This window comes from Intrasporangium zincisolvens (assembly GCF_034724055.1).
GTDB lineage: Bacteria > Actinomycetota > Actinomycetes > Actinomycetales > Dermatophilaceae > Monashia > Monashia zincisolvens.
On record NZ_JAWIIL010000002.1, the window covers coordinates 844,939 to 858,331 of the forward strand.

The window sequence follows — 13,393 nt, forward strand, 5'->3', positions numbered from 1 at the left end:
TGACGCGTCGACGCGGATCGCGGCGACCGCGGGGACTCGGCCGGGGTGGTGCGCTCGGGCGGTGCACGGAGGGGGCCTCGGACGTGGGAGGATGGGACGATGCCGGCTCCGGCCGCGCTCGACCGTCCACCTGCCGCCCACATCGCGAGGTTCGCCCCACCGTGTCGCCCATGGCCCGCTCCGCGTTGGCCCCCAACGCAACGCCGCCGGACCTGATCCGCAACTTCTGCATCATCGCGCACATCGACCACGGCAAGTCCACCCTCGCCGACCGGATGCTGCAGCTGACCGGGGTCGTCGACGCCCGCGCGATGCGCGCGCAGTACCTCGACCGCATGGACATCGAGCGCGAGCGCGGCATCACGATCAAGAGCCAGGCCGTGCGCATGCCGTGGGCGGTGGAGGACGCCGCCGGCACCTCGACGACGTATGCCCTCAACATGATCGACACCCCGGGCCACGTCGACTTCACCTACGAGGTGTCGCGCTCGCTCGCCGCGTGCGAGGGTGCCGTGCTCCTCGTCGACGCCGCCCAGGGCATCGAGGCCCAGACCCTCGCGAACCTCTACCTCGCGATGGAGAACGACCTCACGATCATCCCGGTGCTCAACAAGATCGACCTGCCGGCCGCCCAGCCGGAGAAGTACGCCGAGGAGCTGGCCAAGCTCATCGGCGGCGAGCCCGAGGACTGCCTCAGGGTGTCCGGCAAGACCGGCGAGGGCGTCGAGCCGCTCCTCGACCAGATCGTCGCGCAGCTGCCCGCGCCGCAGGGCGACGCGAACGCCCCGGCCCGCGCCATGATCTTCGACTCGGTCTACGACACCTACCGCGGCGTCGTCACCTACGTGCGCGTCGTCGACGGCAACCTCAACCCGCGCGAGCGCATCGTCATGATGTCGACGAAGGCCACCCACGAGCTGCTCGAGATCGGCGTCATCAGCCCCGAGCCGGTGCCCTCGAAGGGTCTCGGCGTCGGCGAGGTCGGCTACCTCATCACCGGCGTCAAGGACGTGCGCCAGTCGCGCGTGGGCGACACGGTCACCAACGCGAGCAAGCCGGCCAGCAAGGACCTCGGTGGCTATCGCGACCCCAAGCCGATGGTCTTCTCGGGCCTCTATCCCATCGACGGCTCCGACTACCCCGACCTGCGCGAGGCCCTCGACAAGCTCAAGCTCAACGACGCCGCTCTCGTCTACGAGCCGGAGACGTCGGCCGCGCTCGGCTTCGGCTTCCGCGTCGGCTTCCTCGGCCTGCTCCACCTCGAGATCGTCCGGGAGCGACTCGAGCGCGAGTTCAACCTCGACCTCATCTCGACCCAGCCGAACGTCGTCTACGACGTGACGATGGACGACGGCAAGCAGATCCACGTCACGAACCCGAGCGAGTTCCCCGAGGGCAAGATCTCCGAGGTGAGCGAGCCGGTCGTGCGGGCCACGGTGCTCGCCCCGAGCGAGTTCGTCGGCGCCATCATGGAGCTGTGCCAGCAGAAGCGCGGCAACCTGCGCGGCATGGACTACCTGTCCGAGGACCGCGTCGAGATGCGCTACACGCTGCCGCTCGCCGAGATCGTCTTCGACTTCTTCGACCAGCTGAAGTCACGCACCCGCGGCTACGCCTCGCTCGACTACGAGCCCGACGGCGACCAGGTCGCCGACCTCGTCAAGGTGCAGATCCTGCTGCAGGGCGAGTCGGTCGACGCGTTCAGCGCCATCGTGCACAAGGACAAGGCGTACGCGTACGGCGTCATGATGGCCGGCAAGCTCAAGGACCTCATCCCGCGCCAGCAGTTCGAGGTGCCGATCCAGGCGGCCATCGGCTCGCGCATCATCGCCCGCGAGAACATCCGCGCGATCCGCAAGGACGTGCTCGCCAAGTGCTACGGCGGCGACATCAGCCGCAAGCGCAAGCTGCTCGAGAAGCAGAAGGAGGGCAAGAAGCGCATGAAGATGGTCGGCCGGGTCGAAGTGCCGCAGGAGGCCTTCGTGGCTGCCCTCTCGAGCGACGGCGACAAGGGCGAGAAGAAGAAGTGACGCGTGGTGCCCCGCCGTGAGGTGGGGCACCACCGGCAGGTCTGGCCCGGATGGTTACCGGTCGGTAGCATCGCCGGCATGCCCGACGTCTACGCCCTGTACCGACGCCTCGAGCCCCGCCCGTTCGGGCGCTGGGTCTTCGCCCGCGCCTTCACGACGGCCGCGCCGTACTTCCGCAGCGTCCGCCTGCGCGTCGAGTCCGTGGCGCCCAACCGTGCCGTCGTCGTCGTGCCCAAGCGCCGGCGCGTGCACAACCACATCGGCACGGTGCACGCCATCGCGGCGTGCAACGGCCTCGAGGCCGCGATGGGCCTGCTCGCCGAGGCCAGCATCCCGACCACGCACCGGTGGATCCCCAAGGGGATGGAGGTGCGCTACGTCGCGAAGTCGACGACCGACCTGACGTGCACGGCCGAGACCGACGCCGCGGCGTGGCGGGACGGCCGCACCGACGTGCCCGTGCGCGTCACCGCGACGCGGACCGACGGCACCGTCACCGTCGAGGGCGTCATCCACCTCCACGTCACGCCGCGCTGAGCGCGCGCGGCGGGGGAGAGGCTCAGTCGGCGAGGAGCTTGGCGCGCAGTCGGTCGGTGTCGGCGTCGGTCCACCCCTGGGTGTCGAGCCAGCCGAGCGCGCCGCCGTAGCGGGCCTCGAGCGAGCCGAGCAGCAGGCGCATGGTGTCGGTCGTCGGCGACTGCTGCGCCACGGTCTTGTCGCGCAGGTTGTCGGCGTAGGCCGGCTTGGCGCGCAGCCGGTCCATGATGGCGGCCACCCGCTCGGCCGACGCTGCGAAGTCGGCGACGACGAGGTCGGCCGGCACCCCGACGACCGTGAGCGCCAGACCCACGACGGTGCCGGTGCGGTCCTTGCCCGCCGCGCAGTGGACGATCGAGGCGCCGTCGCTGTCGGCGACCGCCCGCAGCGCCGCGACGACGGAGTCGGGACGCTGGGCGAGGTAGGACAGGTAGTGCTCGGACCAGAACGCGTCATGGCTTCGGCGGCGCTCCTCCTCGGCCTCCGCATCCTGGCCCGCATCGGTCCCGGCGGACCCCGCAGCCGACCTCGCGCGGGCGCGCTCGGCCGCGTCGCGGGCTCGGCGCTCGTCGGTCTCCCAGGGCAGGGCGCGCTCGGCGGCGGGGATGCCCGACTCCGAGGTGTCCTCGCGGTACATCGTCAGGTGGTGGTAGCGGACGGCGGGCTCGGCGAGAAGGGGGCCGTCGCCCTCCTTGGCGACCTCGACGTGGGTGCGCAGGTCGACGACGTCGCGCACGCCGACGACGTCGACGAGGTGGCGGACCGACGTCGCGGGAAGGTCCTGGAGGTTGTCGGAGCGGATCAGCCGGTGCGGGCGGACCGTGCCGCCGTCGGACGTCGGCAGTCCACCGAGGTCGCGCATGTTGACGACGCCGTCGATCTCGATCCAGTTCGGCCGGTACACGTCTTCGACCCTACGCGACGCCTGTGGTCGCACGACAAACCGGTTGTGCCGAGCCGTGCGACGTCGTATATCTTGATGTCAAGATAAACCGACGTGGGGAGCCCATCACCGTGACGACGCCTGAGCTGGTCGTAGAACCCTTGACGCGCAAAGGGATTCCGGTCGACCGCGACCTGCGCATCCTCGCGCTGGGCTCATTCGCCAACCGGTTCGGGGCCGGCGCCGTCCTGACGACGAGCGCCCTGTACTTCACGCGCCAGGTGGGCTTCTCCGCCACGGAGGTGGCGCTCGCGATGTCGGTGGCCGCCGTCGTCGGCATCGTCGTGCAGGTGCCCGCCGGACACCTGGGCGACGTCCGCGGCCCGCGTCGGGTGCTCACCGTCTGCATGGTCGGCGCCGCTCTCTTCAGCGCCCCGCCGGCGTTCGCCCGCACCCCGTGGGCGCTCGCCGTGCTCCTCGGGTTGCTCACGCTGTTCGAGCGGGGCGCGGGGGCCGTCAACCAGGGCGTCATCGCGCAGATGGCCACCGGCGGGCGCGGCGTCCTGTTCAAGGCCTACCTGCGCGCCGTGACGAACACCGCGCTCGGCCTCGGTTCGGTCCTCGGTGGCGCCGCCCTCGTCATCGACCGGCCCTGGGCGTACGTGTCGGTCTTCTTCCTCAACGCCGTCTTCACCGCCTTCGCCGCGTGGAACACGACGCGCCTTCCCGACCTGCCGCCGTACGCCCGCGGGACCGGCGAGCCCCGCCTGGCAGTGCTGCGCGACTGGCCGTACGTGGTCGTCACCGTCCTGACCGGGCTGTTCTCCCTGCACTTCTTCGTCATGGAGCTCGGCCTGGCCCTCTACGTGTCGCAGCGCACGGCGGCCCCACCGGTCATGGTCGCCGTCATCCTCGTCGTCAACACGGCCGCTGTCGCCCTCTTCCAGGTACGCCTGTCGCGGCGTGCCGACTCGGTCGAGGCGGGGGCGCGTGCACTGCTGCGCGGGGCGTGCTGGATCGCAGCGGGATTCGCCGTCGTCGCCCTCGCCGACCGCGGCCCGGCCTGGCTGGCGGTCGGGGCCCTCGTCGTCGGGGCGCTCGTGCACGTCGTCGGGGAGATGGTCGGCTCGGGCGGCCAGTGGGGCCTGCAGATGGGGCTGGCGCCGCACGAGCGGCAGGGGCAGTACCAGGGCTTCGCCGGCCTCGGGTTCAGCGTCATGTCCGTCGTGGCACCGCCCCTCGTCACATTCTTCTGCGTCGGGCTCGGGGAGACCGGGTGGCTGCTGCTCGCCGCGGTCATGCTCCTCCTCGGCGCGGTCTCGATGCCCGTCTCGCGGTGGGCCCTCGCGAGCCGCGAGCGCTACGGCGTCAGGACGCACTCTGGCTGACGGCCTCACGGGCGACGTGCATGGACGCGTGCTTTGATGTGCGCGTGCAGTGGAAGCGCGTGCTCGGCCGACGGCGGCCAGAAGCCCCCGGAAGCCCGGCGTCCGACGTCGTGGACACCCCATCGGCAGCGACGGACCGGCCCCGCGCCGGGGCGGAGACCGAGCACCCGGACGAGGCCGCCGGGCCGCCGGACGATCCCGACGACGTGGGCTACGCCATCTCGTCGGAGTTCGTCGACGAGCCGGCACCCTGGGAGCCGCCGACCGTGCAGGACCTGGCGAGGCTTGCGGGAGAGGCCACCTGGTCGGAGTCGCGCCCTCACTTCGAGGCACTGCGGGTCGTGGAGGAGGCCGTCTCGCGCAGACCCGACGGACGCGTCCTCGTCACCGGCGCGACGGACGTCGACGCCTGGGCGTCGGTCCTCGAGCAGGCCTGGCCCGAGCTGACGGTCCAGCGCGTGCGATTCGACGACGATCCCTCCGAGGTGCACGTGCGCCTCACCGTCGCCGGCCCGTTCGACGTCGTCATCGACGCCTCGGACCTCTCGGGCACCGAGCAGGCCCGGCTCTTCCAGCGCACCTTCATGCACCTGGACCAGGGTGGCTCGTACATCGCCCGCCGGCTCGTGCCGACGCCTGGGACGCCCTGCTCGTCCGACGCATCCACGGGGACCACTGCGGCCGGCGTCCCTGCCGCCGCGCCGGCCGTCGACGCGCTGCCGAACGAGAACATCCCCGAGGAGCCGCCGTACGAGGGCGACCTCTGGTCGCTCGTCGCCGAGGCCCAGGCAGCCCGCACCCGTGACCTCGTCGACGACCTGTCGAGGGGCTGGGAGCGCCGCGACGTCTTCGGCCTCGCAGGGTGCCTCGCCGAGGTGCACGTGCACAGCAAGGCGCTACGGCTCGTCAACGGCACCCGCGTCTCGGCGAAGCTGCGCGAGGAGGAGGTCGACGCCGTCCTCGCGGTACGGCCCGAGCTGGGGGAGCGGCTTGCATCGCTGCCACCGGTGACGTGGAGCGCCGCGAACGAGTACGTCGTCAACCGCGCCGTCGACCCGTACGTGCAGGCCGAGTTCCGGGTGCCGGAGATGGTGCTGCGGCGCTACGACGACGCCGTCTGCTCGCGCGGGCAGGTCGTCACCCGCGACCACCTGCTCTACCCCGAGACCTTCCGCCAGAACTGGATGACGCGGATGGCCAACATCTACGTCGTCGAGAAGTACCCCAGGTTCGGGGTGGTGCGCCGCGACCTGCGCGACCCCGATGCGCTGGCCGGTGCGTGGTTCCACCTCGACTCCGAGTGGCCGGGGCACTTCGGCCACCTCCTCACCGAACAGGTGAGTCGGCTCTGGGCCTTCGAGCAGGTGCGCGAACGCGAGCCGGACGTCAAGGTGCTCCTGACGCTCCAGCACGACCGCGACCCGATGGCGCTGCAGCCGTTCGAGTCCGACGTCCTCGGTGCCTTCGGCATCACCCCCGAGGACGTCCACGTCTTCGCGAACCCGTGTCGACCCGAGCGGCTCTACACCGCGACCGGGATGTTCTCGCTGCCGCGCTTCGTGCACCCGGACGTCGCCGCTCTCTGGGACCGCGTCGGGGACCACCTCGTGCGGGATGCAGAGGAGCGGCCCCGGGCCGAGCGTCTCTTCGTGTCGCGCAAGCCTTCGCTGAAACGGTCGTGCCACAACGTGGCCGCGGTCGAGGAGATCTTCACCGCAAGGGGATTCGAGATCCTGCACCCGGAGGACCACTCGCTGGCCGAGCAGGTGTCGCGCTTTCGCGCCGCCCACACGGTCGCGGGCTTCGCGGGCAGCGGCCTGTTCTCCCTCATGTTCTGCCGTGAGCCGAAGGACGTCGTCGTCCTCGGTCCCGACGCGTACACCGCACGCAACGAGAACCTCATCGCGGCCGTCCGGGGTCACCGCGTCACCGCGGTGCGCAGTCGCTCCGACGTCGAACACCCCGAGGGCTGGTGGACCCAGCAGGCGTTCGCGTCGGGGTTCACCTTCGACGTCGACGACGAGGGCCGCTTCCTCGCCGAGCAGCTCGACCGGATCGAGGCCCGCCGGGGCTGAGCCGAGGCAGGCTGCGCCCGGAGCATTTCACGACGGGCGCACGACGACGTCGAGGATGCTCACCGAGCGGAACGGCGGGCCGTCCGGCCGGGTGTCCTCGCCGCCGCGCGCGGCCACGGCGTCGACGGCCTCGAGCCCCCGTGTGACGCGGCCGATCACCGGGTAGCGCGGGCCGCCGGTGGGCACGGTGAAGTCGGCGTACACGACGAGGAACTGCCCGGCCCCGCCGCGCAGCAGCCCGCCCCGGGCCCCGGCCAGCATGCCGCGGACGTAGTGCCCGTCGGCCGGCACGTTCTCGAGTGGCACGTCGTAGCCCGGGTGGCCGACGTCGTGACCGGTCGGGTCGCCGCACTGGAGGAACCGCAGCGGGGAGAGGTAGGAGGTGAGCCGGTGGCACACGCTGTCGCGCCACCAGCCCGACCGGGCGAGCTGGACGAAGGATGCGACGCCGCGGGGCGCCGCTGCGCCGTCGAGCCGTACCTCGAGGCTGCCGCACGTCGTGCGGATGGTCGCGTCAAGCGACCGGCCGCGCACCGACGCGGGGTCGGGGGGCGCGTCGAACGTCGCCCACGTGGTCGGCGCGGGAGGCGGCGGAACGCAGGGGTCGGCGGCGGCCGGTCGGCTGACCGCCACAGACGTTCGGGCGTCGACGGGCGACGCGGCCGGGCCGGAGGTGCACGCTCCCGCACCCAGGGCCAGCGCGACGGCGAGGGATGCGACGACGCGTCGCTCCATGATGCGAGCGTAGGACCGTGCCGGTTCGGCGGGAACCGTCGGCGGTGCGAGAATTGCCGCGTGCCGCCCTCCGCCCTGCCTGACGGCGACCCCGCGCCGCCGACCGGCGAGCTGCCGGCGTCCGCCCTGACCGACCTCGCCTCGACCGACCTCGGCATGTACGTCCACGTGCCGTTCTGCTCAGTGCGCTGCGGCTACTGCGACTTCAACACCTACACGCTGACCGAGCTCGGCGGGCCCGGTGCCACCATCGGCATCGACACCTACGCCGACGCCGCCCTGCGCGAGCTCGACCTCGCCGCAGGCGTGCTCGGGCCCGACGCGCCACCGGTGTCGACGGTGTTCGTCGGCGGCGGCACCCCGACGATGCTGCGCAGCGGCGACCTCGTCCGCGTGCTCGGCGGCATCCGGGACCGGTTCGGCCTCGCCGACGCCGCCGAGGTGACCACCGAGGCCAACCCCGACTCCGTGACCCCCGAGTCGCTCGTCGAGCTCGCCGACGGCGGGTTCACGCGGGTGTCGGTCGGCATGCAGTCGGCGGTCCCGCACGTGCTCCACACCCTCGACCGCACCCACGACCCCGAGAACGTCGCCCGTGCGGTCGCCGGGGCCCGCGGCGCCGGCCTGCAGGTGAGCGTCGACCTCATCTACGGCACGCCGGGGGAGTCGCTCGCCGACTGGCGCACCAGCCTCGAGACGGCGATCGCCCTCGAGCCCGACCACGTGTCGGCCTACGCCCTCGTCGTCGAGGAGGGCACCCGGCTCGCCGCCCAGGTGCGCCGTGGCCTCGTGCCCGCGCCCGAGGACGACGACGAGGCCGACAAGTACGAGCTGGCCGACGAGCTGCTCACCGCGGCCGGGTTCGGCTGGTACGAGGTGAGCAACTGGGCCCGCGACGAGCGGTACCGGTGCCGCCACAACATCGCCTACTGGGCCGGCACGAGCTGGTGGGGCATCGGCCCGGGGGCGCACAGCCACGTCGGCGGCGTGCGGTGGTGGAACGTCAAGCACCCGAGCGCCTACGCCCAGCGCCTGGCCGCAGGGCAGTCGCCCGCCGCGGCGCGCGAGCTGCTCGACGACGAGCAGCGCTACGACGAGCGTGTGCTCCTCGGCACACGTCTCGTCGAGGGGCTGCCGGTCGGGGACCTGCGAGGATCGGGACGTGCCGCCGTGGCCGGGCTCGTCGCCGACGGGCTTGTCGACGGCGTCGCGGCCGTCTCCCGGGGGCGGGTCGTGCTGACCCGCCGCGGGCGACTGCTCGCCGACACCGTCGTGCACCGGCTGCTCGCCGCCTGACCCGCCCGGCCGTCCCTGCGCCGGGCACCGCGACAGGTCGCCGACGACCGACGAGGATGGACCCATGACGCAGACCGCGCCCACGAACCGCGCCACGCCCCAGGCCGGGCCCGCTCCGACCTCCGACGCGTCAGGCGGACCCGGTGCGTCGGCGTCCGTGGACGTCCCCGCGCTCGTCGACGCGGCGCGGGCGACCTTCCGCAGCGGGCGGACCAAGCCGTACGTGTGGCGCGTCGAGCAGCTCAAGGCCCTGCGATCGCTCATCGTCGACAACGAGGACGAGCTGGCCGCCGCCCTGCACGAGGACCTCGGCAAGAACGCCACCGAGGCGTGGGTCACCGAGCTGGGTTTCGTCGTCGAGGAGATCGACCACACGCTGCGCCACCTGCGCTCGTGGCTGCGCCCCCGCCGCGTGCCGGTGCCGCTGTCGCTCGTGCCCGGGCGCGCCCGCGTCGTGCGCGAGCCGCTCGGCGTCGTCCTCGTCATCGCGCCCTGGAACTACCCGGTGCAGCTGCTCCTCGCGCCCCTCGTCGGCGTCCTCGCCGCGGGCAACGCGGCCGTTCTCAAGCCGAGCGAGGTGGCTCCGGCCACGTCGCGCGTCGTGGCCCGGCTCGTCGCGCTGCACCTCGACGCGTCGGCCGTGCGCGTCGTCGAGGGCGGCGTACCGGAGACGACGGCCCTGCTCGCCGAGCGCTTCGACCACGTCTTCTACACCGGCAACGGGGTCGTCGGACGTGTCGTCCTCGAGGCGGCGGCCAAGCACCTGACGCCCGTGACGCTCGAGCTCGGTGGCAAGTCGCCGACGTACGTGCACGACGACGCCGACCTCGCCGTCGCCGCCCGCCGCATCGTCTGGGGCAAGTTCACCAACGCCGGGCAGACGTGCGTGGCGCCCGACTACGTGCTCGCCACCCGGGCCACGCTCGACGCGCTCGTGCCCCACCTCGCCGAGGCCGTGCGGGAGGCCTACGGGGCCGACCCCGAGGCATCGGGGGAGTACGGCCGCATCGTCAACGACCGTCACTTCGAGCGGCTGGCCGCGCTCGTCGACCCCGACAAGGTCGTCGTCGGCGGGCGGGCCGACGCGGCGTCGCGCTACCTGGCCCCGACCGTCCTCGATCGCGTGTCGCTCGAGGACCCCGTCATGCGGGACGAGATCTTCGGGCCCGTGCTGCCCCTCGTCGAGGTGTCCGGTATCGACGAGGCGATCGAGGTCATCACCGGCCGCGACAAGCCGCTCGCCCTCTACGTGTTCACCGGCGATGCCGACGTGCGCCGACGCTTCGTGCGCGACACGTCGTCGGGTGCCCTCGGCGTCAACCTGCCGCTCGCGCACATGGCGGTGCACGGGCTGCCCTTCGGCGGCGTCGGGCCCAGCGGGTCCGGCGCCTACCACGGCGAGCGCTCGGTCGAGCTGTTCTCGCACGCCAAGGCCGTGCTCGAGACGCCGACGACGCCCGACACGACCGCCGTCGTCCGGCCGCCCTTCACGCCCTTCAAGGAGCGCGTCATCGACCGCGTCGTGGCCCGCGGGCGCCGTCACCGCAGCGGCTGAGCAGGCCCGTTGCTAGCACGCGTTGCCGTGAAACGCGCGCAGGTGACGACGCGTGTCGCGTGGGATTTCTGGGATTCCTGGGACGGGATGAGCACTACGTCCTAGATTGCGTCCAGCAGACTGCGAGGACGGGAGACCCAGTGGCGGCGACGACGCGACCCCTGCACCCCTGGCGTCGACGCCTCGTCGTCCTCGTCGCGGCTCTCGCGACGACGCTGACGAGCCTCGGCGTCGCGGCGCCCGCGCGCGCGGCCGAGTGGATCGTGCTTTGCACCGGCTACGACGCCTGCAACGCCGCTGGGTACCCCGACGCCGGCTACAAGGCCAACGCGGCGGCCAGCTGGTGGCGGCAGTCGACGGGGCACAACTGCACGGCCTACGTCGCCTACCGGCTCGTGCAGAACGGTCTGCCGAACACCAAGCCGACGAGCCTGAGCGGCAACGCCTCGAACTGGGGCCCGTCGTTCCCGGCCCAGACGAACACGAGCCCGGCCGTCGGGTCGATCGCCTGGTGGGACACGTCGTACTCCTCGACCGGGCACGTGGCCTACGTGGAGCAGGTGCTCTCGGCCTCCGACATCATTATCTCCGAGGACAACTGGGGCGGTGACTTCCGTTGGCGCCGTGTGACGCTCACCGGTGGGCGCTGGCCCAAGGGGTTCATCCACCTCAAGGACCAGGGCCCGACCGTGGCCACCGACACCCGGGCCTGGCAGGTTGCCGCACCGGCCCGGCTCCTCGACACGAAGACCGGCCTCGGTGCTCCGGTGGCCAAGGTCGGGGCCGGCAAGGCCGTCACGGTGCAGGTCACCGGGCGCGCGGGCGTGCCTGCCACCGGCGTCGACACCGTCCTGCTCAACGTCAACGCCACCGCGCCGGCCGCCGCCGGCTATGTGACCGCGCACGCCAACGGCACCGCCCAGCCCGGCTCGCGCGCCCTGTCGTTCGCCGCAGGAGGCGTCACCACGACGCTGGTGCTCAGCCGCCTCGGGACCGACGGCAAGGTGCGGCTCTACTCGTCCGCGACCACCGACCTGTCCGCGGACCTCGTCGGCTGGTCACCCACCGGAGGCTACGTCTCCGGGGCTGCCCCGGCCCGGGTCCTCGACACCCGCACGGGCGTCGGTACGCCCAAGGCGCGCCTCGCCGCCGGTGGCACGCTGACGCTGCCCCTCGCCGGCAAGGCCGGCATCCCGGCCTCCGGGGTCGGCGCCGTGCTCCTCGACGTCTCGGCGTCGACGCCGTCGGCCGCCGGCTTCCTCACCACCTGGCCGGCGGGCGCCGCGCGGCCGGCCGCGCCACAGGTGCGCTACGAGACGGCCAGTCCGGCCACGGGTCTCGTCGAAGCCCGCCTCGGGACCGGCGGTGCCGTGACGATCCACTCCACGGCGCAGACCGACGTGCTCGTCGACGTCGTCGGCTGGCTGCCCACCGGCGCCGACCAGGTGGCGCTGGGTCCGACGCGCGTCCTCGACAGCCAGACCGGCCTCGGCTACCCGACGGGGCGCGTCGCCGCGGGTCAGGCGCCCCTCGTGCCCGTCGTCGGCAAGGCCGGCGTGCCCACGAGCGGAGTCCGAGCCGCCGTCCTGACGGTGACCGTCGTGTCGCCGACCGCAGCCGGATACGTCACCGCCTACCCGAGCGGCTCGAGCGAAACCCCTTACGCCACGGTCAAGTACGCGTCCGGGCGCACGGTCACGAACACCGTCCTCGTCCCGGTCGGGCTCGACGGCTCGGTCCGGCTCAAGACCTCCGCGGCCGCCTACCTCAAGGTCGACGTCCAGGGCTACATCCGTTGGTGACGCGCCTCAGGCGTCCGGCTCCGTGACGAAGTCGATGAGCTCCTCGACGCTGGCCAGGAGGGTCGGCTCGAGGTCGGCGTAGGTGCGCACCGTGCCGAGGATGCGCTTCCAGGCATTGGCGATGTCGGCCTGGGTCGCGTGCGCCCAGCCGAGCTCGGCGCAGATGCCGTGCTTCCACGACGTGCCGCGCGGGATGACCGGCCACTGCTGCCAGCCGAGGCGCTCCGGGCGCACCGACTGCCACACGTCGACGTACGGGTGGCCGAGGACCTTGACGTGCCGGGCGATCCCGGGCAGCGACCGGGCCTGCTCGACGATGCGGGCCTCCTTCGTGCCGGGCACGAGGTGGTCGACGAGCACGCCGAGCCGGCGGCCAGCGCCGGGCCGGAAGTCCGCGATGATCGCAGCGAGGTCGTCGACGCCGTCCATCATCTCCACGACGACGCCCTCGACGCGGAGGTCGTCGCCCCACACCTTCTCGACGAGCTCGGCGTCGTGCCGGCCCTCGACGTAGATCCGCGAGCCGCTCGCGACCCGGGCCCGGGCGCCCTGCACGGCCACCGAGCCGCTCGCCGTGCGCGAGGCGGCCTGGCGTGCGTCGGCCAGGGCGGCGCCCGCCGAGGCGGTCGGCGGCGTCAGGGTGACGGGGCGGCCGTCGACGAGGAAGCCGGGCCCGAGCGGGAAGCCCTTGGTGCGGCCGTGTCGGTCCTCGAGGTGCACGACGTGCATGCCGCCGGCCTTCTCGACACGCACGACGGCACCGACCCAGCCGGTCTCCACCTCCTCGACGACGAGGTCGCGCTCGGCGGCCAACGGGGTGGAGCGTCCGTTTCGCGGGGCGCGCCAGTCGCCACCGAGGACGTCGGAGCCGTAACGGTCGATCGGGGGGAGGGGGCTCACGGCGTCCGAGGCTAGGCGCTCCCGGGCCGGGACGCGGTTCGGCGCGCCGCGTCGGGCGGCATACCGTGGGATCGGGTTTCGGCGACGACACCTACCCGACGTAGAATTGGCACTCGTACGCCGAGAGTGCCAAGGTCCTGGGGTCGGCGCACCGCTCGACGACGGCTCCCGGGACGGCACGGGACGAGACGC

At 72.7% G+C, this 13,393-nt stretch carries 10 protein-coding genes; 7 read left to right on the forward strand and 3 right to left on the reverse strand.

What is annotated here, in order from left to right; translation table 11 throughout:
* The first annotated feature begins 170 nt into the window (after positions 1–170).
* Together lepA and RY076_RS08225 are read left to right on the forward strand one after the other, a co-directional pair.
* Positions 171–2,030, forward strand: a complete 1,860-nt coding sequence (gene lepA / locus RY076_RS08220; protein ID WP_323097118.1) for a translation elongation factor 4 — start codon at positions 171–173, stop codon at positions 2,028–2,030.
* Between the two features lie 78 nt (positions 2,031–2,108).
* Positions 2,109–2,567 carry a hotdog fold domain-containing protein gene (locus tag RY076_RS08225; protein ID WP_323097119.1) on the forward strand — a complete coding sequence of 153 codons (459 nt, stop codon included), beginning with the start codon at positions 2,109–2,111 and terminating at the stop codon, positions 2,565–2,567.
* Between the two features lie 22 nt (positions 2,568–2,589).
* Here RY076_RS08225 and RY076_RS08230 read toward each other — a convergent pair whose 3' ends face one another.
* Positions 2,590–3,471, reverse strand: a complete 882-nt coding sequence (locus RY076_RS08230; protein ID WP_323097120.1) for a tyrosine-protein phosphatase — start codon at positions 3,469–3,471, stop codon at positions 2,590–2,592.
* A 140-nt stretch (positions 3,472–3,611) separates the two neighbouring features.
* Here RY076_RS08230 and RY076_RS08235 point away from each other — a divergent pair, with 140 nt between their 5' ends.
* Positions 3,612–4,838, forward strand: coding sequence for an MFS transporter (locus tag RY076_RS08235; RefSeq protein WP_323097121.1), 1,227 nt, complete (start codon positions 3,612–3,614; stop codon positions 4,836–4,838).
* A 44-nt stretch (positions 4,839–4,882) separates the two neighbouring features.
* On the forward strand, positions 4,883–6,913 hold the full coding sequence (locus RY076_RS08240) for a glycosyltransferase family 61 protein (RefSeq protein ID WP_323097122.1): 2,031 nt from the start codon (positions 4,883–4,885) through the stop codon (positions 6,911–6,913).
* Positions 6,914–6,940: 27 nt separating this feature from the next.
* Here RY076_RS08240 and RY076_RS08245 read toward each other — a convergent pair whose 3' ends face one another.
* The gene (locus RY076_RS08245) at positions 6,941–7,648 is read right to left on the reverse strand and encodes a peptidylprolyl isomerase (RefSeq protein ID WP_323097123.1); all 708 of its coding nucleotides are present in this window, start codon (positions 7,646–7,648) and stop codon (positions 6,941–6,943) included.
* Between the two features lie 60 nt (positions 7,649–7,708).
* Between RY076_RS08245 and hemW the strand changes: the two genes are divergently transcribed.
* From hemW to RY076_RS08260, 3 genes are all read left to right on the forward strand, one after another.
* Entirely contained in the window at positions 7,709–8,944 is a 1,236-nt protein-coding gene (gene hemW, locus RY076_RS08250) for a radical SAM family heme chaperone HemW (protein ID WP_323097124.1), read from the forward strand.
* Between the two features lie 64 nt (positions 8,945–9,008).
* The gene (locus RY076_RS08255; RefSeq protein ID WP_323097125.1) at positions 9,009–10,499 is read left to right on the forward strand and encodes an aldehyde dehydrogenase family protein; all 1,491 of its coding nucleotides are present in this window, start codon (positions 9,009–9,011) and stop codon (positions 10,497–10,499) included.
* Between the two features lie 140 nt (positions 10,500–10,639).
* Entirely contained in the window at positions 10,640–12,301 is a 1,662-nt protein-coding gene (locus RY076_RS08260; protein ID WP_323097126.1) for a CHAP domain-containing protein, read from the forward strand.
* A 6-nt stretch (positions 12,302–12,307) separates the two neighbouring features.
* Here the strand turns inward: RY076_RS08260 and RY076_RS08265 are convergent, their stop codons facing one another.
* A complete protein-coding gene (locus tag RY076_RS08265) occupies positions 12,308–13,201 on the reverse strand; it encodes a DUF3097 domain-containing protein (protein WP_323097128.1) in 894 nt (297 codons plus the stop codon).
* Positions 13,202–13,393 lie beyond the last annotated feature (192 nt).